Consider the following 18,667-nt stretch of genomic DNA (forward strand, 5'->3'; position numbering starts at 1 on the left):
AACCTCCACGGCATCATGACGATAGATGCGGACGTTATCGAGACCGGCCTCAGCCACGGCATTGAGTGCGCGCCCTACGCCGGGTGAGTGCACCTCGATGCCGATGAAGTTGCGATCTGGTTCGTTCTGGGCGCCGAATACCAGCTGTTCGCCGTTGCCGAAGCCGATTTCGACGACGGTATCCGCCGGTCTGGGAAATACGGTACTGAAATCCACGGGATTACCCGCGTAATCCAGACCGATGGCCGGCCAATGCCAATCGAAGGCGCGTTTCTGGGATTCGGTGGCTCTGCCCTGACGCAGCACGAAGCTACGGATGCTGCGGACGGGTTTCTCCGGAAGCGGGTTTTCGGAATCCGACATCAGAAGAACAGACCGTCCAGCGGCGAGGAGGCATTGGCATAGCGGCGTTTCGGCATGCGTCCAGCCAGAAAGGCTTCACGACCGGCCTGCACGGCTTTGCACATCGCCGAAGCCATCAGGATTGGATCTTTTGCGGCGGCGATGGCGGTGTTCATCAATACGCCGTCGCACCCGAGCTCCATGGCAATGGCGGCATCCGATGCGGTTCCGACGCCGGCATCGACCAGAACCGGAACCTTGGCGTTTTCGATGATTTCAAGCAAGCTCCACTTATTCTGGATGCCCAGCCCGGATCCGATCGGAGCCGCCAGCGGCATGATGGCTACGCAACCGATCTGTTCGAGTTGCTTGGCGATGATCGGATCATCCGAGGTGTACACCATGACATCGAATCCATCGGCCACCAGCTGCTCGGCCGCGAGCAGGGTCTGGGTGACATGCGGAAACAGGGTTTTGGGATCTCCGAGCACTTCCAGTTTTACCAGCCTGTGGCCATCAAGTAATTCACGCGCCAGATGGCAGGTGCGCACGGCGTCTTCGGCGCTGTAGCAGCCCGCGGTGTTAGGCAAGAGTGTGAAACGGTCGGGTGGCAGGAAGTCCAACAGATTGGCCTCGCCCTTGTTCTGCCCGAGATTGGTCCGGCGCAATGCCACCGTAACGATTTCGGCGCCAGCCGCATCGGTGGCCTCGCGGGTTTGCTGGAAGTCTGTGAATTTACCGGTCCCGGTCAACAGGCGGGAGCGGTAGGTTTTCCCGGCGATGATCAACGGGTCGTGGATGGTCGGCGTGCTCATGCGTCTATTATCGCCTGAATCGATGTTGGCCGTCAGCCCTCAGCCGCCACCCATGGCCTGGATGATTTCGACCCGATCCCTGTCCTGCAATTGATAACTGGCATGACGGCTTTTAGGTATGATCTGCCGGTTTACTTCCACGGCCACGCGCTGGCCCGATAGCGCGAGCTGCTCGATCAGCTGTTGGATGTCGAGGCCGGAGTCAAAGTGCCGCAATTCGCCGTTGAGATACAATTCCATACACACAGTTTAACGCCTGTCCAAGCAACGGGAAACCGGTGATATGAAGATTGCGGTGATATCGCGGACCCCGGAGCTATACGGCAACCGTCGTTTGCAGGTGGCGGCTCAGGAGCGTGGTGCCGAAGTGACGGTGATCGACCCGTTGGCGTCACATGAAGCGGACTTCCTGAGAGCTTTTGATGCCGTTCTGCCGCGGTTTGGGCCGATTTGGCAGAGGCCGGGTGGGGAATTACTGGCGCGGATGCAGGCATACGGTGCGGTCTGTCTGAATACGGCTGAATCGGTGGCATTGGCACGCGACAAGCCTGCTGCGTTGGCGATTTATCGCCGCCGGGGTCTACCGATACCGGAAAGTCTTTCACCGTTAACGCCTCTTGATGCGGCCGCAATCATGCAATTGCCGTTTGGGTTTCCGATGCTGATCAAGCAGGATGCCAGTGCCGGCGGTTGGGGCGTGCATCGCGTTGACGACGTAGCAGCGGCCATTGCTTTGATGACCGATTTGAGTGCGCAAGGCGAGCGATACACATTGCAGGCATTCATTGCCGAGGCGGCCGGCAGGGACGTACGCGCCTTCGTATGCAATGGTTATGTCATCGGCGCGATGCTTCGGATCGCAGCATCCGGCGAGTTCCGGGCCAATGTGCAACTGGGTGCCCGCACTGAAGCGCGGGTATTGCAGGCAGACGAAAGCGCGTTGGTGCTTGAAGCGACGGCCTCCCTCGGACTGGTGGTGGCGGGTGTTGATTTATTGCAGACAGCGGCGGGGCCCCTGCTGCTGGAGGTCAATGCCGCACCGGGTTTTGAGGCCTTGGAGGCGGCTACAGGCTGCGATGTGGCTGGTGAAGTGCTCGATTTGCTGATTTCCCGGACGAACGGTCAAAACATGAGCGTGAATAACTAAATCATCAGGTGTAATTAACAAAAAATTAACCTATTGGGGTCTAGCCTTGTCCGACCATCTCTTCGGTTTGCGCGCCTCGTCAGCAACCAACCGGTTATGGTAATCGGAGCTTCACAGTCCTGACCCGGCAAGCGGGTAACTGCTTGCCGGGTTTTTACTGCCAATGTTCGATTTAGTGCTATTCTCATGACATGATTTTATTTTAATTTACGGGGCAATAAACACTTATGAAGCGTCTGCTTGTTTTATCCGCGGTTCTGCTGTCATCACTGGCCTATGCCGGCACAACCCTCGATGCTGAAGCTATCCAGCTTTCGCTGGCATCCGGCAACGTCTCCATGCAGCGTCAGCAGATTGAGGCCAAGTTGGGCCAGGTGGAGTACACCGAGTTGACCAAGGAAAATCGTACTGCACTGAATGAGCAGTTTGCCTTACTCGTTGGCGAGTCAGTGCCCAGTGATGCTGCCAAGGCCGCAGAGATACGCATCAACAGCATTCTCAAGCAGACTTTTGCCGACAGTAAACTGGTCTGCACCTACGAGAAACCCCTTGGTTCGAACATGAAAAAACGCAATTGCATGACGGTTGCCGCGCGCAAGCGCAGCTACGATGCCACGCAACGCACCCTGCAGGGCCAGAAAGGCGATTCGGCCCATGCTCCCGGGGGTTGATGGGGATGCGACTGCTTGTCATTGAAGACAACCGCGATATCGCCGCCAATCTCGGGGATTACCTGGAAGATCGTGGCCATACCGTCGACTATGCCGCTGACGGTGTAACCGGCCTGCATCTGGCCGTGGTCAACGACTTCGACGCCATCGTGCTCGACCTGAACCTGCCCGGCATCGATGGCATCGAAGTCTGCCGCAAGCTGCGCATGGAAGGTCGCAAACAGACTCCGGTACTGATGCTGACTGCACGCGATTCGCTGGAAAGCAAACTGGCTGGTTTCGAATCGGGTGCCGATGACTATCTGGTCAAGCCGTTTGCCCTGCAGGAGGTTGAGGCACGTCTTGAGGTTCTGGCACGCCGTACCAAAACCAATCTGTCGCGCACCTTGGCGATTGCCGATCTCGAGTTCAACCTTGATACGCTAGAAGTCCGCCGCGGCGGCGAGTCAATCCAGCTTAATCCGACTGCTTTGAAGATCCTGCAGGCATTGATGGAAGCTTCGCCCTCGGTGGTGACCCGCAATGAGCTGGAGACGCGGGTTTGGGGCGAAGAGCTGCCCGACTCCGACAGTCTGCGCGTACACATCCACGGTCTGCGTGCGGCCATCGACAAGCCGTTCCCTACGGCACTGATCCAGACCCGTCACGGCATAGGCTATCGAATCGTCGATCCCGATGCAGTACCGGCGTAGACTCCGAACCCGAATCATCTTTTCTTTTTTCCTGCTGGGTTTCGGGCTGACTGCGCTGTTCGCTCTATCGTCCCTGTATCTGCGCGCGAAGCTGGAAGGACAACTCATTGAAAGCACGCTGCAACGTGAAGTTGATAACTTTGTGGCTCAGGTGCGTACCAATCCGCAGGGTACAGCAACATTCTCAATGCTTTCGGCCAAGATCTGGAGCACGCGAAACGCCTACAAGATGCCGTTGGCGTTGCAGGACCTGAAAACCGGCGTGTACGACATCGAGGAAGTCGATGGCAACGGGCAATTGCATCGCTATAAATATGCCATCCGGCGCGACGCCGATCTGGTCAGTTATGTCCGCTATGACGTCACCAGCGCCAGCCTGAGTGAGCAGCGTCTCGTTATTTTGGTCATCGGTGCCATTGCGATTTTTTCCTTGTTGGCCTGGTTGATTGGCATCTGGTCGTCATCCCGTGTAATCAGTCCGGTGCTGGAATTGGCGCGCCGTCTGCGCATGATGGTTGGCAAGGAGGGCAGTCAGCAACTTGCTCCACTGTTTCCAAACGATGAAGTCGGACAGCTGGCCTCGGCCCTGGATGATTATTCCAGCCGAATGACCCAGATTGTTCGCCGGGACCGCGAATTCAATGCCGATGTTAGCCATGAGCTGCGTACGCCGCTGGCGGTTATCCGCGGTGCGACCGAACTGCTTCTGGCTAATCCCGATATCACCGAAAAAATGCGTCAGCGCCTGTTGCGTATCGACCGCGCCGCGTTGCAATGTACCGACCTCACCACGGCACTGCTGATGCTGTCACGCAACGAGCGTGGAATGGGCAGCTGCGATATTGCAAAACTGGCGCGTCAGTTGGTGGAAGCGAATCGTCCTTATCTGGCCAACAAGCCGGTTGAAATTTATGTCGAAGGTCTCGAGGGCGTCATCATCGAGGCTCCCGAAGCGGTTTTGTCGGTCGCCATCGGCAATCTTTTGGGTAATGCATGTAAATACACGGTTGAAGGTGAAGTGCGCTGCCGGGTCGAGGCCGACCATATCGCCATCGAAGATACCGGTCCCGGTCTGAGCACTGAGGATGCCGAGCGTCTGTTCGAACGCGGCTACCGCGGATCGAGCGTCGGCAATACCACAGGCGGCGGTATCGGCCTGTCTATCGTGCGCCGATTGTGTGAATTGTATGGCTGGAAGGTAAGCATTGCACCGCGTGACCAGGGTGGTGCCGTCGCCATTCTCCGCTTCAGCTGATCAGAAGCGGATCCACCAGCACTGATAATGACGTTGCAGGCGGAATGCTGTGCTGACCGTTTCAGTGCTGGTATTGCTGCGGTACTGCATGACTTTCATGGCATAGGGTGGTTTTTGCACCGCTTCGCGGTAGGTATAGTCGTCCTCGCTGGCAAACTCATCTGCCATTGATTCCGGAATGGAATCCATTTCCGGATAGAGCAGCTGCACATCCAGTAGCGGGCGATTCACCATCGTATCCAGACGGGTCAGCAGAGCTTCGGACTGCTCCTGGCTGACGCCCAGCCAATGGTAGCTTTTCACCAATTGATTGACGTCTTTCATGTCAATGGCGGCGCGTATGCTGTATAGCAATTCACCGGGACTCTTACTGCAGGCAGGTGGCGGTGGCATTCCGGTACGGCCGGAGCGTAGCGTTTTCGGCGCTACTGCAGTTGCAGTAGAGGCGGCCGGCTTCTCGCTCTGTTCGGACTCGCACAGGCGATCGGTATAGACCACGCTGCCATCGGTGCCTTGGCACCGGCGCATGTCCTGGGCGGATGCCGTACTGCCGACCAGAAGCAGAAATAACAGCGGAATGCGAAATGATGCCATACCGGCACTCTAGCGCAGCATCAGCGCAAACGCGAGAGCACGGCTTCGGCGGGTTTGGCCAGATTCAGGGTATAGAAATGCAATTCACCGACGCCGCCATCCAGAAGACGCCGGCACATACCGGCTACACAGTCAGCGGCAAACTCGCGGATGCTGGCGGCATCGTCGCCATAGCCCAGCATGCGTTGGCTCATCCAGCGTGGAATTTCGGCACCGCACATCTGCGAGAACCGGCGGATCTGCGAGAAATTTGAAATCGGCATGATGCCCGGGATGATCTGAATGTCGATGCCGCGGCGACGCACGTCGTCGACGAACCGAAAATAGGCATCGGCATTATAGAAGTATTGGGTAATCGCCGAGCTGGCACCCAATGCCGCTTTTTCCGCAAAGCGCACGATGTCGGATTCGGCGTCTTCGGCCTGCGGGTGGAATTCCGGATAGCAGGCGACGGTGATTTCGAAGGCATCGCCGTATTCGTCTTTGATGAAACGTACCAGATCGGCAGCGAAGTGCATGTCGCCGGCGCGTGCCATGCCGGAAGGCAGGTCGCCGCGCAGCGCGATGATGCGATTGCAGCCCCGGGCCTTGTAGTGGTCCAGCAGGGCCCTGATCTCCTCGCGGGTGCCGCCCATGCAGCTTAGGTGTGGCACCGCATTCAGTCCATGCACATCGGCCAGGTGTTGTACCGTTTCACCGGTATAGCTCAGGGTCGAGCCGCCGGCACCGAAGGTGACCGAGGCAAATTCCGGAGCGTGGGCTTTCAGCGCAATCGCGGTACGGTCCAGTTGCGCGCGCTGCTCATCGGTTTTCGGCGGAAAAAACTCATAGGAAATCTTCATTTCAATTCCGGGAAATAAAAAAAGGGCGCATGCGCGCCCTTTTCGGGGACTCAGTAGCGGTAGTGTTCCGGCTTGTACGGACCTTCCTTGGCGACACCGAGGTAAGCAGCCTGTTCGTCGGTCAGCACGGTCAGCTTCACCCCGATTTTCTCCAGATGCAGACGTGCCACTTCCTCGTCGAGCTTCTTCGGCAGGATGTAGACTTTCGGCTCGTATACGTCCTTGTTGGCCCACAGATCGATCTGCGCCAGGGTCTGGTTGGAGAATGAGTTCGACATCACGAAGCTCGGATGACCGGTCGCGCAGCCCAGGTTGACCAAGCGGCCTTCGGCAAGTAGATAGATGGCATTACCGTTGGCGAAGGTGTATTTGTCGACCTGCGGCTTGATATTGAGCTTGACCGCGTCCGAAGTGTTCAGGCGGTCAACCTGGATTTCGTTGTCGAAGTGGCCGATATTGCAGACGATGGCTTGGTCCTTCATGGCCTGCATGTGTTCCAGCGTTAGCACGTCTTTGTTGCCGGTGGTGGTGACGTAGATATCGCCGCGGCCGAGGGTGGCTTCCACGGTATTGATTTCAAAACCTTCCATGGCCGCCTGCAGGGCGTTGATCGGATCGATTTCGGTCACCACGACGCGGCAGCCGTAGGCACGCAGCGAGTGTGCCGAGCCCTTACCGACATCGCCATAGCCGCAGACCACAGCAACCTTGCCGGCCAACATCACGTCCATCGCACGTTTGAGGCCATCGGCCAGCGATTCGCGGCAGCCGTAAAGGTTATCGAATTTGGACTTGGTGACCGAGTCGTTGACATTGATGGCCGGCACGCGCAGGCCGCCGACTTCCATCATCTGGTACAGACGGTGAACGCCGGTAGTGGTTTCTTCAGAAACGCCACGCCAGTCCTTCATCACGTTGGTCCAGAAACCCGGACGTTCGACCGCGGTGCGCTTCAGCAGGTTCTTGATGACCTGCTCTTCATGCGAGCCCGACGGGCTGTTGACCCAATCCGAACCCTGTTCCATTTCATAGCCTTTGTGCAGCAGCAGGGTGACATCGCCACCGTCGTCGACGACCAGTTGCGGACCCTTGCCGCCCGGGAAGGTCACGGCATCGAGGGTGCAGTCCCAGTATTCTTCCAGGGTTTCGCCTTTCCAGGCGAATACCGGGGTGCCGCTGTCGGCAATAGCAGCGGCGGCATGGTCCTGGGTCGAGAAGATGTTGCAGGACGCCCAACGTACATCGGCACCGATGTCCTTCAGAGTTTCGATCAGCACGGCGGTCTGGATGGTCATATGCAGGGAGCCGGTGACGCGCACGCCTTTCAGCGGGGCCTGGGTAGCATATTTGTTGCGAATCGACATCAGTCCCGGCATTTCGGCCTCGGCAATATCGATTTCCTTGCGGCCCCAATCGGCCAGAGAGATGTCAGCGATTTTGTAATCGGGTTTCAGTTTCGTAACGGCGTTCATGCACGCTCCTTATAGATCAAAGTGAGCGGGCGCGGTTGCAGTGACCACCGCCATCGAGCCTGTGCTTCCGCGCGCGGCGGTGCTTGCAGCGCCCCTCGATGGGGTGTTTTGGTGCAGACCTATGATACCGCCTGCGCCGGAATGACATGTGAAAACGGGGGTGGATTGCGCCGCCCCCGGTTCCAGGTTACTTCAGTTTTGCAGCCTTGCGCAGAGCTTCGGCGACATCGGTTTTTTCCCAGCTGAACGCGGTAGCTTTGTGGGTTTTGCCGTGGCCGTCGACGTAGCTCACTTCCTGTGGCTTACGGCCGAAGTGGCCGTAGCTGGCGGTGCGCTGGTAAATCGGGTGCAGCAGGTCCAGCATCTTGCTGATGCCGTACGGACGCAGGTCGAAGTGGCCGCGGATCAGTTTTTCAATCTGTACGTCCGGAATCTTGCCGGTGCCGAAAGTGGTGACCGAAATCGAAGTCGGTTCGGCTACTCCGATGGCGTAGCTGACCTGGACTTCGCAACGGTCGGCCAAGCCGGCGGCAACCACGTTCTTGGCCACATAACGGGCGGCATAGGCGGCTGAACGGTCGACCTTGGACGGATCCTTGCCCGAGAATGCACCGCCACCGTGACGGGCCCAGCCACCGTAGGTGTCGACAATGATCTTGCGGCCGGTGAGGCCGCAGTCACCGACCGGCCCGCCGATTTCGAACTTGCCGGTCGGATTAATGTGGTACTTGGTGCCCTTGTGCAGCAGTTTGTCTGGCAGTACCGGATCGATCACGTGCGCGCGCACGGCTTCAATCAGATCTTTTTGCTTGATACCGGGATCGTGCTGGGTCGACAGTACCACGGCATCGATGGCTACGGCTTTATCGCCTTCGTAGCGCAGGGTGACCTGGCTCTTGGCGTCGGGACGCAGCCACGGCAGCGGCGAATTCTTCTGCTTGCGCACTTTCGCCTGGCGCTCGACCAGACGGTGTGACAGATGGATGGCTGCTGGCATGAAGCTTTCGGTCTCATTGGTGGCATAGCCGAACATCAGGCCTTGGTCGCCCGCTCCCTGGTCTTCCGGACGTTTGCGGTCGACGCCCTGGTTGATGTCGAGCGACTGCTTGCCGATCATATTGATGATGGCGCAGGTATGGCCGTCGAAGCCGACGTTGGAGTTGTTGTAGCCGATGTCATTGATGACCTTGCGGGCCAGGGCTTCGATATCGACCCAGGCCGAGGTGGTGATTTCACCGGCCACGATGGCGGCGCCGGTTTTCACCAGGGTCTCGCAGGCCACACGGGCATGCTTATCCTGGGCCAGGATGGCGTCGAGGACGGCATCTGAAATCTGGTCGGCGAGTTTGTCCGGGTGGCCTTCGGAGACCGATTCGGAAGTGAACAGGTAGTTGCTCATCGCAGCATATATCCTTTAATCGAGATAGAAAGATACAAATTGGGGAACGCATAGAATACAGGCAAATGCACAGCTTCGCATCAACTTTTTCACCTCCCGGTTTAGCCCGCGTTCAACTGGCTAGGAATTTGATAAAGTGACTATTCATTTCAGGCAGTTAAGGGGGAAACACCATGGGATTCAAACGCATCGCCAGCGCGCGCTGGGAGGGCGATCTGATCGCCGGCAAGGGCAGCATCAGCACGCCGCAGAGCGGTCTGTTCGCCGACCAGAACTATTCCTTCAAAACGCGCTTCGGGGACGAGAAAGGTGCCAATCCGGAAGAACTGCTGGCCGCTGCACATGCCGGCTGTTTCAGCATGGCGCTGTCGGCGGTGCTCGGCAAAGCCGGATTCACCCCGGACCGGATCGAAACCCGGGCCGAAGCGATGATGGAGCCGGGCTTTGATCCGGGTCCGACCGTAACTGGTGTGCACCTGATCGTGCTGGCTAAGGTGCCGGGAATCACCTCGGCGCAGTTTGCCGAGATTGCCGAAGCCGCCAAGGCTGGGTGTGTGATCTCGCGCGCACTGGCGGTGCCGGTGAGCTTGGATGCAACGCTGGCTTAAGCAGCCAAGCTCGAGAAATAATCCTCGGTAATCGCCGTCTGCTCGCTCGCCGTTTCGGCCTTGTTGACCCGTGCCCTGAATTCGGTGGCGTGTTCCTGCTCGGCGCTATACCAACCCAAATGCTTGCGTGCGATGCGCACGCCCTGCAGTTCGCCGTAGAATTCATGCAGGTGCCGCAAATGGCCGAGCAGGGTTTCGGCAATGAATGCTACCGAGGGCTCCGGTAGCAGCTCGCCGGTTTGCAGATAATGGTGAATGTGCCGGAAAATCCAGGGCCGGCCCTGTGCGGCACGGCCGATCATCACCGCGTCGGCCTTGGTGTATTCGAGAACGAATTTGGCTTTATGCGGATCGGTGATATCGCCGTTGGCCACCACCGGAATGTGCAACGCTTGTTTCACCTCAGCAATCGTGTCGTATTCGGCAAAACCCCTATAAAAATCCTGACGCGTACGGCCATGGATGGCCAGCGATTGGATACCGCAGTCTTCGGCAATGCGGGCAATGGCCAAGGCATTTCGGCAGTCGGGACTCCAGCCGGTACGGATTTTCAGAGTGACCGGAACATCCACGGCCTTGACGGTGGTGCTCAGGATTGCGGCAACCAGTTTTTCATCGCGCATCAGTGCCGAACCGGCCAGGACGTTACAGACCTTCTTGGCCGGACAGCCCATGTTGATGTCAATGATCTGTGCACCATGATCGACATTGAATTGCGCGGCTTCGGCCAGCTGTTTCGGGTCGGTGCCTGCAATCTGCACCGATATCGGCGACGGTTCATCGGAGTGATCCATGCGATGCACCGATTTATTGGTTCGCCAGAAACGCGGATCGGAAATGGTCATCTCCGAGACGCACAGACCCGCACCCATTTTCTTGCACAGCATACGGAACGGCTTATCGGTGACGCCGGCCATCGGCGCCAGAATCAGGTTTGGCGAAATGACATGTGGCCCGATACGCATGATCAGCCGAAGCGTGCTGCGATATCGTTGCGGGTCGGCATGGTCAGCGCCGCACCGGCACGCTCGACCTTGCAGGAGGCCGCCTTGACCGCAAAACCGCAGGCATCGGCAAGCGTTCTGCCTGCGGCCAGTTCCGCCACCAAGGCGCCGTTGAAACAGTCGCCGGCTCCGGTGGTGTCGCGGACAATGACCTCAGGCGCGGTGATTTCCTCAACGCCGCTATCGGTACTGAGCAGCATGCCGCGCTCGCCGAGCGTGATAATCACCGTGGCGCATGGCAAGCGGCGTGCCAGCAGATGCAGTTGCCCGGAGCTCAGATTTGCAATCGACTCGGTGCTGACTGCTTCGCCGGTTTGCTGCAGCAACGAGGTGAACTCGCTTTCATTCGGTGTGATGATATCGGCCATGGCCAGCAAGTCCGTGGCATCGGTACTGGCTGGTGCGGGGTTGACCAAACAGAGGGCTCCGTATTTCCGGCCCAAAACCAGAGCCTGCAGGCTGGCGGCAGGATTGGCTTCGTATTGGACCAGTACCACTTTAGCTGAGGAAAATGTGTCAGCATGTGCGGCAATATGTTCGGGGGATAGCTGCCGGTTGGCGGCCAAGTCAACGAGAATCCGATTCTGACCGGACGCATCCACCCAAATCGCAGCATTTCCGGTAGCGGTATTTTCAAACAATTGCCAGGCACAGCGCAGGTTTTCCGCTTCAGCCAGTTTCTGCGCATTTTCACCGAGCGCGTCATTACCCAGGGCGGCGATGAATAAGGGCTGGCTGCCAAGCCGTTGTGCGGCTATGGCCTGATTGAAGCCTTTGCCGCCGGGTCCTTGCGAGAAAAGACCGATTCGGGTTTCGCCGGCTTTTGGAAACTGTGCTGTGCGCCAAACCAGATCTTGGTTGTAGGAGCCCACCACAATCAACATGGTTAAACTCCGAAGTGCAGCAAGACGCCGGCGATGGTGGCGGTCATCAAGGTGGCGATCGTGCCGCCAAGCACGGCACGCAGACCGAAGCGGGCCAGATCGGAACGACGTTCCGGCGCTAAGGAGCCAATGCCACCGATCTGGATGGCAATCGAAGCGAAGTTGGCAAAGCCGCACAGTGCGTAGGTCAGAATCAAGCGGGAATGCTCACTGATGGCGCCTGCGCCTTCACCGATTGGAATCTGCGACAGCTGCAGATAGGCGATGAACTCGTTGAGTACGATTTTCTGGCCGATCAGGCCGCCGGCGATCACCGCATCGTTCCAGTCAATGCCAATCACCCAGGCAATTGGCGCCAGGATGTAACCCAGAATCAGGCCGAGGTTGAGCGTGACCGGTGCGGCACCGGCGGCAGCACCCTGGTTCAGCATCATGTTCAGGCTCTGATAGCCGGACAGATGCAAATCGCCGAACCAGCCGATGATGGCGTTGATCATGGCGATCAGTGCCACGAAAGCCAGCAGCATGGCGGCAATGTTGATGGCCAGCTTGACCCCGTCGGCAGCGCCGGCTGCAGCGGCATCGATGATGTTCGCCGAGGTTTTTTCCACCTCGACTTTGATGTTGCCGCGCGTTAACGGTTCGCCGGTTTCCGGAATCAGCATTTTGGCAACCAGAAAGGTGGCCGGAGCCGCCATGATGGAAGCGGCCAGGAAATGCTTGGCGTAGAAAGCCTGCAGTTCCGGATCGGTGCCGCCCAGCATGGCCACGTAGGTAGCCATCACGCCGCCGGCGATATGCGCCATGCCGCCAACCATCATGGTCAGCAGCTCGGATTCGGTCATCTTGCCGATGTAGGGCCGAACCGTCAGCGGTGCCTCGGTTTGGCCGATGAACACGCTGGCACAGACCGAGGTGGTTTCGGCACCCGACAGGCGCATGACTTTGGTAATCGCCCATGCCATGCCTTTGACAACCATCTGAAGAATGCCCAAGTGATAGAGAACGGCAGTGAGCGCAGCAAAGAAAATCACCGTTGGCAAAACCTGGAACACAAAAATAAAGCCGAATTTATCGGCCGTTGCTAGGTCGCCGAAAATCATTCTGGCACCTTCCGTGGTGAAACCAGAAACGGTTACGAAGGCATGTGCGGCGGCGCCGAACACGGCGGCACCGAATGGTGTCAGCAATACGAATGCAGCGAACAGGATCTGCAGCAGAACGCCTGTGGAAATCAATCGCCAATCAATGGCACGCCGGTTATTGGAAAACAACCAAGCGATGGCCAGCAGACAGCTGAGGCCGAAAAGTCCGAAAAGCACTGCGCTCATGGGGAAATCCGTAGAAGGTGACCGTCAAAGGGTAGTCTACGACGCCGGATAGGGCAAGCCCGCAGGTCAGGGCAGGGGATTGCCGGCAGCGCAGTAGAGTGCATACCAGTGCTCGCGCTGCAGGGCAATGCCGGTCGCCGTGGCCAGTGATTTCAGGCGTTGCGGATCGGTACTGCCAAGCAGGACCTGCAGGTTCGCCGGGTGCCGAAGTATCCAGGCAATGGCGATAGCACCGGCATTGCCGCCATAAACCTGCGCCATGTTGTGCAGGGCATGATTCAACTCCGCGAAATCCGGATGCCCCAGGAAATTGCCTTCAAACATGCCGAACTGCAGTGGCGACCAGGCCTGCACGCGCAGTCCATTCATGCGACAGTAATCGATCACCGAACCATCCCGGTTGATGCCACCGTCAAGGTGGGTATTGGCCTGCAGTGCCGCATCTACTGGTCCGGTATGCGCCAGACCGAACTGCACTTGATTGGCGCATAGGGGGTGCTCCAGTGCTGACTGCAAGAGCTCGATCTGCATCGGTTGAAAGTTACTGACGCCGAAGCGCAGGACTTTGCCGCTGGCCTGCAGCCGGCTGAAGGCTTCGGCGACTTCCGCCGGCTCCATCAAAGCGTCGGGCCGATGCAGCAGCAGGGTGTCGAGATAGTCGGTGTCCAAGCGGCCGAGAATGCCGTCCACCGTTTTCAGGATATGACCGGCGCTGCTGTCGTAATAACCGTCGCGGATGCCGCATTTACTCTGCAGCACAATGGATTCACGTGAGCAACCGAGCCCCCGCAGGGCGTCGGCGAACAGCCGCTCGCTGTTGCCGTTACCGTAGATATCGGCATGGTCAAACTGGCGGATTCCGGATTCCAGCGCCGCTTCAAGAAGACCGGCAATCTGTAGCGGTGTTCTTTCATGCAGGCGCCAGCATCCGAGAATCAGGCGGTCATCGTGTTTGGTGGCGGGCATGGTCATGGCGGTCTCCTTGCACGCCCTATATTAATAGGTGTTATCGGTTCTGGTGTCTGGAAATGAGAAACCCGGCTGCGCCGGGTTTCTCTGGGATCTTCCGGAATTCAGTGGGACTCGCCGCTTTCCGTATCCATGATTTCGATTTCAAAGCTTTTCGGCACCTTGGCATCGCCGAGGGTCATGATGCTGAATGCGTTTTCAGCACCAGCCAGATCTTCCGCGAAAAGGCTGTCGCCATTGACGCCATCAAATGGCATGGCAACGCGCGGTGGACCGGGCGGCATCGGAGGCATGGGCGGCATTTTAGGCAGGGTGATGTTGACCGTTTGTGCTTTGCGGTCGCGCAATAGGCTGATTGCGATTTTGTCGCCTTCTTTGCCAGCGCGCATGGCCTCGAGCACATCACGCGATTTAACCACCGCCTTGCCATTGATCTTGGTAATGACATCGCCGGCTTGCAATTGCGGAAATTCCGCTTTCGGGCTCAGTACCAGCACGCCACTGCTTACGCCGAAGTAGCGGCCTAACTGCGGATTGAGCTCGGCCATATTCAGACCTTGCCAGCGTGTGGCATAAGTGAATAAAGGCGCCTTATTGCCGCCGGGACCCATGGTGCGGGTTTCGCGGTTGACGATCATCAGTGGTTCGATTTTCGCGGCCTTCAGGCTTGCGCTCGCGGCTTTTCCGCTCCGGGTGTAGGCGAGTTTGACGGTCTGTCCTTCCTTCAGATTGGCAAGTGCGGCACGGGCCTGGACCATGCCGGCCTGGTTTTTTCCGGTAATGGGATTAGCATCGATGGCGGTAATCACATCGCCGGCCTGCAGGCCGGCTTCCTTGGCGGGTCCTTTGGGGCTGATTGCGGCGATCTTCACACCACTAATACTGTTCGGCGCCATGACCAGGCCTAGGCCAATACGCGTTGCGGCTTGGCGCATTTCGATGCGCTTACCACCACGTTTGGATTCAGTCCAGCCCGCGCCCTTGCCGGCTGGCGCGGTGGTGATGACGCTGCGCTCGACCGTGCCGGTTTCGCTGTCGCGCTTGGTTTCGATGATGGTGATCTGCATCTGGTCATCCGGGCCGAGCTTTTTCGACAGCTCCTGGATGCGCTTGCTCAGCTGCTCGATTTCCGCACGCGCGGCTTTCTGTTCATCGGCAGATGCTTTCGGGATCTGTCCGAATGCGGTAGTGGAAAGAAATCCAGCGACGAGTATCAGCGGTATGGCTTTTTTCTTGGTGAACATGGAGGACTCCTTGAGGACGGTTCAGTTGGTAATGGCGAGAGCCAGATCGAAATTACGGCCGACTGCATTGAAATCGGCATTGGTACGGTTGAGTTGCAGACCCTGGTCGAGCAAATAAACGCGCTGTTGCCAGAGTGCGCGGGTTTGTTCCGGCGTGGACTGTTCCGAGAGATCGGCATCGATTACCACGAGCTGGTCTTCGATGCCGAGGTTGGCGGCGATGATGCTGGCGCTGGAGATGGCATCGTCCTGCTGGGCGTAGAAAGCGGTTTCCAGTCGCGCCGACTGTTCCATCAGGGACTGGATGTCGGTTTGTTGGGTTGCCTGCATATCTGCGGCCTCCGGTGTTGGTGCATTATGAAAGAGCGCTTGCCAGAGCAATACGGCCAATGCCGTGCTGGCCACTAGCGCCAATGCCGGCTTCGGCCAGCTCCGCTTTTGTGACAGATGTTGCTGCAGACCGGGCCATGCACTGGTTGCCGGTGTTTCCAGCGGCAATTGACGCAGTGCATTCGGCAGATCAATGGCGGTGTTCATGCTTTGGTTCCTGTAGCAGGGGAGATCGCGAGCGTATTGCGGAGTTTCTGGGTACCGCGGGCTAGCTGTGATTTCGAAAAGGAGGGTGTTTTTCCCACATATCGCGCAATCTCTTCATGGGTAAAGCCTTCCACGTGGTATAGCCAGAGTACCGAACGCGTCAGCGGCGGCAGTGTCTGCAGGGCCTCGATCATCTGCGCCGCTTCGGCCGCCTGTGGCGGCATCGCGGTAGCACTGTCGGCAATATCCGAGTCATACACATCCACCTCCATGAAGCCTTTGGCGCTGCGCCGCAGCCGCATGAGTGCCTCGTTCACGGCAATCTGCCGGAGCCAGCCCCAAAACGGGGACTGGCCGTTGAACTCGGCAATCCGGGTCATGACCTTGATCATGCAATCCTGCAGTACCTCCTGAGCCTCGGCGGGCTGCCCGCACAGGCGCAGTCCCAGGGTGTAAATCGGCCGTTCAAACCAGTGGTAAATCTGCTCGAACGCCTGTCTATCCCCGCGTTTGGCGCGCTGAATCAGGCTGTCCGGCACATCGATCGCGAAGTGGGTTGAATGGCTCACTGTTTACAAGATGCCCCAGGGCGGAAAAGGGTCGCACCGAATTGAATCGGCCTATAATAGACCCACTCAAGAGCCGAGGTGTTCCATGAATTTTCTGTATATTGCCCTGCTGTTTTTCGCCCTGGTGGTTCTCTATAAAGCCGTGCGCATGGTGCCGCAAGGCTTCCAATGGACGGTCGAAACCTTCGGCAAGTACACCAAGACCCTGACGCCCGGCCTGCACATCCTGATTCCGATCATGCAGGACATCGGCCGCAAAGTGAACATGATGGAGCAGGTGCTGGACATCCCGTCTCAGGACGTGATTACCAAGGACAATGCGGTGGTCAAGGTCGATGGCGTGGTGTTCTTCCAGGTGCTGGATGCCGCCAAGGCCGCCTATGAGGTGTCCGATCTGCAGCAGGCCACCATCGCCCTGGTGATGACCAATATCCGGACTGCCATCGGCTCCATGGATCTGGACGAGTCGTTGTCCAAGCGCGATGAAATCAATGCCAAGCTGCTCAACGTCGTCGATCAGGCCACGCATCCTTGGGGTATCAAGGTCAACCGCATCGAGCTGAAAGATATTCAGCCGCCGCGAGATCTGGTCGATGCCATGGCTCGGCAGATGAAGGCCGAACGTGAAAAGCGCGCCAATATTCTGGAAGCCGAAGGACTTCGTCAGGCCGAGATTCTCCGTGCCGAGGGCGAGAAGCAGGGCGCCATCCTGCAGGCCGAAGGCAAGAAAGAGGCCGCCTTCCGCGAAGCCGAAGCCCGCGAGCGCCTGGCTGAAGCCGAGGCCAAGGCTACCCAGCTGGTATCCACCGCGATATCCCAAGGTGATGTCCAGGCCATCAATTACTTCGTGGCCCAGAAATATGTGGAGGCGCTTGGCAAGTTTGCTGATTCGCCCAATCAGAAGCTGATGATCCTCCCGACCGAGGTCACCGGGGTCATGGGATCGATCGCCGGCATCGCCGAGCTGGCCAAGGCCAGTCTGGAAAAGCCGTCGCCGGATAAATCCAAATGAGCAATGCCGCCATTTTTTGGGCCGTTCTGGCGCTGGTCCTGATTGGGCTGGAGACGCTTGCCCCGGGCATCCTGTTACTCTGGCTCGGTTTTGCCGCTGCTGGCGTGTTCCTGCTGCTGGTCACCGGTATTTCGGTGCCCCTGCTAGCGCAGATTCTCGTATTCGTCATCCTGTCATTTGTGTCGGTCGGCATTTACTGGCGCTATTTCCGCAAGACCAGCGAAAACTCCGATCAGCCCCTGCTGAACCGCAAACAGGAACAGCTGCTCGGCCGGATTCTGGTGCTGGAGTCGGCCATCGTCAACGGCCATGGCCGTGTGCAGATTGGTGATGCCTTCTGGCAGGTGCAGGGTCCCGATGCTCCCCAGGGTGCGCGGGTCACCGTGATTGCCGCAGATGACGGCATCCTGAAAATCGACCTCACCGATTGAGCGGGGCGCTATGCGATAATAGGCGTTTGCCGCCGCCATCAGGAACACCATGATCCAGAAAACCATCTACCACCAGACCCACCGGGATGCCGGCGCCAAGATGGTCGATTTCGGGGGCTGGGACATGCCGATCCATTACGGATCCCAGATTGAAGAGCACCATGCGGTGCGCCACGATGCCGGTATGTTCGATGTTTCGCATATGACCGTCATCGACGTGCACGGCTCAGATGCCCGGGCCTATCTGCGCCGGCTGATCGCCAACTCCATCGAAAAACTGAAAGTTACGGGCAAAGCGCTTTATTCCTGCATGCTCAACGAGGCCGCGGGCGTCATCGATGACCTCATCGTGTATTACCTGGATGACACTTTCTACCGCGTCGTGGTCAATGCGTCCACCCGCGACAAGGATCTGGCCTGGATGACGGCGCAGGTCGCCGGTTTCGATGTGGTGCTCAAAGAACGCGCCGATCTGGCCATGGTCGCGGTGCAGGGTCCGAATGCGCGTGCCAAGGTCCTGTCGCTGCTCAGCAGTGAAGGCGCCGCCGTTGCAGCAGCGCTTGGTAAATTCGTGGCCTGCGACGCCGATGGGCTGTTCATCGCACGCACCGGCTACACCGGAGAGGATGGGTTTGAAATCATGGTTCCCGAAGACCGCGCCATTGCGTTCTGGCAATCCTTGGCCGCGGCCGGTGTGCGGCCCTGTGGTTTGGGCGCGCGCGACACTCTGCGTCTGGAAGCCGGTATGGCCCTGTACGGCCAGGACATGGATGAGACCGTCAGTCCCTATGAGGCCGGTTTGGCCTGGACCGTAGCGCTGGATGCGGGCCGTGATTTCATCGGCCGTAC

21 protein-coding genes, 1 pseudogene and 1 riboswitch are annotated in these 18,667 nt (G+C 58.3%); of the genes and pseudogenes, 8 read left to right on the forward strand and 14 right to left on the reverse strand.

The window, feature by feature from the left end:
* The 3 genes and pseudogenes from ACIQ0Q_RS06680 to thiS all read right to left on the reverse strand — a co-directional run.
* A pseudogene (locus ACIQ0Q_RS06680) lies at positions 1-363 on the reverse strand (tRNA (guanosine(46)-N7)-methyltransferase TrmB); the annotation flags it as partial.
* Positions 363-1,157, reverse strand: coding sequence for a thiazole synthase (locus ACIQ0Q_RS06685; RefSeq protein WP_395772166.1), 795 nt, complete (start codon positions 1,155-1,157; stop codon positions 363-365). The pseudogene ACIQ0Q_RS06680 and the gene ACIQ0Q_RS06685, both read right to left, overlap by 1 nt.
* A gap of 39 nt (positions 1,158-1,196) precedes the next feature.
* The gene (gene thiS / locus ACIQ0Q_RS06690) at positions 1,197-1,397 is read right to left on the reverse strand and encodes a sulfur carrier protein ThiS (RefSeq protein WP_395772167.1); all 201 of its coding nucleotides are present in this window, start codon (positions 1,395-1,397) and stop codon (positions 1,197-1,199) included.
* Positions 1,398-1,440: 43 nt separating this feature from the next.
* Here thiS and ACIQ0Q_RS06695 point away from each other — a divergent pair, with 43 nt between their 5' ends.
* The 4 genes from ACIQ0Q_RS06695 to ACIQ0Q_RS06710 all read left to right on the forward strand — a co-directional run bounded on the left by ACIQ0Q_RS06695 (position 1,441) and on the right by ACIQ0Q_RS06710 (position 4,922).
* Positions 1,441-2,304: a RimK family alpha-L-glutamate ligase gene (locus tag ACIQ0Q_RS06695; RefSeq protein ID WP_395772168.1), complete on the forward strand. Its 864-nt coding sequence runs from the start codon at positions 1,441-1,443 to the stop codon at positions 2,302-2,304.
* 227 nt (positions 2,305-2,531) lie between these two features.
* Complete coding sequence (locus tag ACIQ0Q_RS06700; protein ID WP_395772169.1) at positions 2,532-2,975, forward strand: hypothetical protein; 444 nt, start codon at positions 2,532-2,534, stop codon at positions 2,973-2,975.
* Positions 2,976-2,980: 5 nt separating this feature from the next.
* Positions 2,981-3,667, forward strand: a complete 687-nt coding sequence (locus tag ACIQ0Q_RS06705; RefSeq protein ID WP_395772170.1) for a response regulator transcription factor — start codon at positions 2,981-2,983, stop codon at positions 3,665-3,667.
* On the forward strand, positions 3,651-4,922 hold the full coding sequence (locus tag ACIQ0Q_RS06710) for a sensor histidine kinase (protein WP_395772171.1): 1,272 nt from the start codon (positions 3,651-3,653) through the stop codon (positions 4,920-4,922). The genes ACIQ0Q_RS06705 and ACIQ0Q_RS06710 overlap by 17 nt, the downstream gene beginning before the upstream one ends.
* On the opposite strand, the gene ACIQ0Q_RS06715 is transcribed toward ACIQ0Q_RS06710, so the two are convergent.
* The 4 genes from ACIQ0Q_RS06715 to metK form a co-directional block, all read right to left on the reverse strand.
* Entirely contained in the window at positions 4,923-5,516 is a 594-nt protein-coding gene (locus ACIQ0Q_RS06715; protein ID WP_395772172.1) for a hypothetical protein, read from the reverse strand. It lies immediately after the preceding gene.
* 20 nt (positions 5,517-5,536) lie between these two features.
* On the reverse strand, positions 5,537-6,358 hold the full coding sequence (metF, locus tag ACIQ0Q_RS06720) for a methylenetetrahydrofolate reductase [NAD(P)H] (protein WP_395772173.1): 822 nt from the start codon (positions 6,356-6,358) through the stop codon (positions 5,537-5,539).
* A 50-nt stretch (positions 6,359-6,408) separates the two neighbouring features.
* Positions 6,409-7,830: an adenosylhomocysteinase gene (gene ahcY, locus ACIQ0Q_RS06725; RefSeq protein WP_395772174.1), complete on the reverse strand. Its 1,422-nt coding sequence runs from the start codon at positions 7,828-7,830 to the stop codon at positions 6,409-6,411.
* A gap of 20 nt (positions 7,831-7,850) precedes the next feature.
* Positions 7,851-7,933: riboswitch (S-adenosyl-L-homocysteine riboswitch) on the reverse strand.
* 84 nt (positions 7,934-8,017) lie between these two features.
* On the reverse strand, positions 8,018-9,229 hold the full coding sequence (metK, locus tag ACIQ0Q_RS06730) for a methionine adenosyltransferase (RefSeq protein ID WP_395772175.1): 1,212 nt from the start codon (positions 9,227-9,229) through the stop codon (positions 8,018-8,020).
* A gap of 173 nt (positions 9,230-9,402) precedes the next feature.
* Between metK and ACIQ0Q_RS06735 the strand changes: the two genes are divergently transcribed.
* On the forward strand, positions 9,403-9,837 hold the full coding sequence (locus ACIQ0Q_RS06735) for an OsmC family protein (protein ID WP_395772176.1): 435 nt from the start codon (positions 9,403-9,405) through the stop codon (positions 9,835-9,837).
* Here ACIQ0Q_RS06735 and dusB read toward each other — a convergent pair.
* The 7 genes from dusB to ACIQ0Q_RS06770 form a co-directional block, all read right to left on the reverse strand.
* A complete protein-coding gene (gene dusB, locus ACIQ0Q_RS06740) occupies positions 9,834-10,802 on the reverse strand; it encodes a tRNA dihydrouridine synthase DusB (protein ID WP_395772177.1) in 969 nt (322 codons plus the stop codon). The two genes, ACIQ0Q_RS06735 and dusB, sit on opposite strands and share 4 nt — an antisense overlap.
* A gap of 2 nt (positions 10,803-10,804) precedes the next feature.
* Positions 10,805-11,725 carry a ribokinase gene (locus tag ACIQ0Q_RS06745; protein WP_395772178.1) on the reverse strand — a complete coding sequence of 307 codons (921 nt, stop codon included), beginning with the start codon at positions 11,723-11,725 and terminating at the stop codon, positions 10,805-10,807.
* A 2-nt stretch (positions 11,726-11,727) separates the two neighbouring features.
* Positions 11,728-13,056, reverse strand: a complete 1,329-nt coding sequence (locus ACIQ0Q_RS06750; protein WP_395772179.1) for a NupC/NupG family nucleoside CNT transporter — start codon at positions 13,054-13,056, stop codon at positions 11,728-11,730.
* A 66-nt stretch (positions 13,057-13,122) separates the two neighbouring features.
* Positions 13,123-14,028, reverse strand: coding sequence for an aldo/keto reductase family oxidoreductase (locus ACIQ0Q_RS06755; RefSeq protein ID WP_395772180.1), 906 nt, complete (start codon positions 14,026-14,028; stop codon positions 13,123-13,125).
* Positions 14,029-14,129: 101 nt separating this feature from the next.
* A complete protein-coding gene (locus ACIQ0Q_RS06760) occupies positions 14,130-15,269 on the reverse strand; it encodes a PDZ domain-containing protein (RefSeq protein WP_395772181.1) in 1,140 nt (379 codons plus the stop codon).
* A gap of 21 nt (positions 15,270-15,290) precedes the next feature.
* Positions 15,291-15,806 (reverse strand): hypothetical protein, encoded by a 516-nt coding sequence (locus ACIQ0Q_RS06765; protein WP_395772182.1) that lies wholly within the window; start codon positions 15,804-15,806, stop codon positions 15,291-15,293.
* Positions 15,803-16,375: an RNA polymerase sigma factor gene (locus tag ACIQ0Q_RS06770; protein ID WP_395772183.1), complete on the reverse strand. Its 573-nt coding sequence runs from the start codon at positions 16,373-16,375 to the stop codon at positions 15,803-15,805. The genes ACIQ0Q_RS06765 and ACIQ0Q_RS06770 overlap by 4 nt, the downstream gene beginning before the upstream one ends.
* An 85-nt stretch (positions 16,376-16,460) precedes the next feature.
* On the opposite strand from ACIQ0Q_RS06770, the gene ACIQ0Q_RS06775 reads away from it, so the two are divergent.
* The 3 genes from ACIQ0Q_RS06775 to gcvT all read left to right on the forward strand — a co-directional run.
* Positions 16,461-17,387: an SPFH domain-containing protein gene (locus tag ACIQ0Q_RS06775; RefSeq protein WP_395772184.1), complete on the forward strand. Its 927-nt coding sequence runs from the start codon at positions 16,461-16,463 to the stop codon at positions 17,385-17,387.
* Entirely contained in the window at positions 17,384-17,818 is a 435-nt protein-coding gene (locus tag ACIQ0Q_RS06780; RefSeq protein WP_395772185.1) for an NfeD family protein, read from the forward strand. The genes ACIQ0Q_RS06775 and ACIQ0Q_RS06780 overlap by 4 nt, the downstream gene beginning before the upstream one ends.
* Positions 17,819-17,867: 49 nt before the next feature.
* Positions 17,868-18,667: glycine cleavage system aminomethyltransferase GcvT (gene gcvT, locus ACIQ0Q_RS06785; RefSeq protein WP_395772186.1), on the forward strand; the 800-nt coding region annotated here is incomplete at its 3' end.

It is taken from the genome of Arenimonas sp. (assembly GCF_044348765.1).
In the GTDB taxonomy this organism is placed as follows: Bacteria; Pseudomonadota; Gammaproteobacteria; order Xanthomonadales; family Xanthomonadaceae; genus Arenimonas.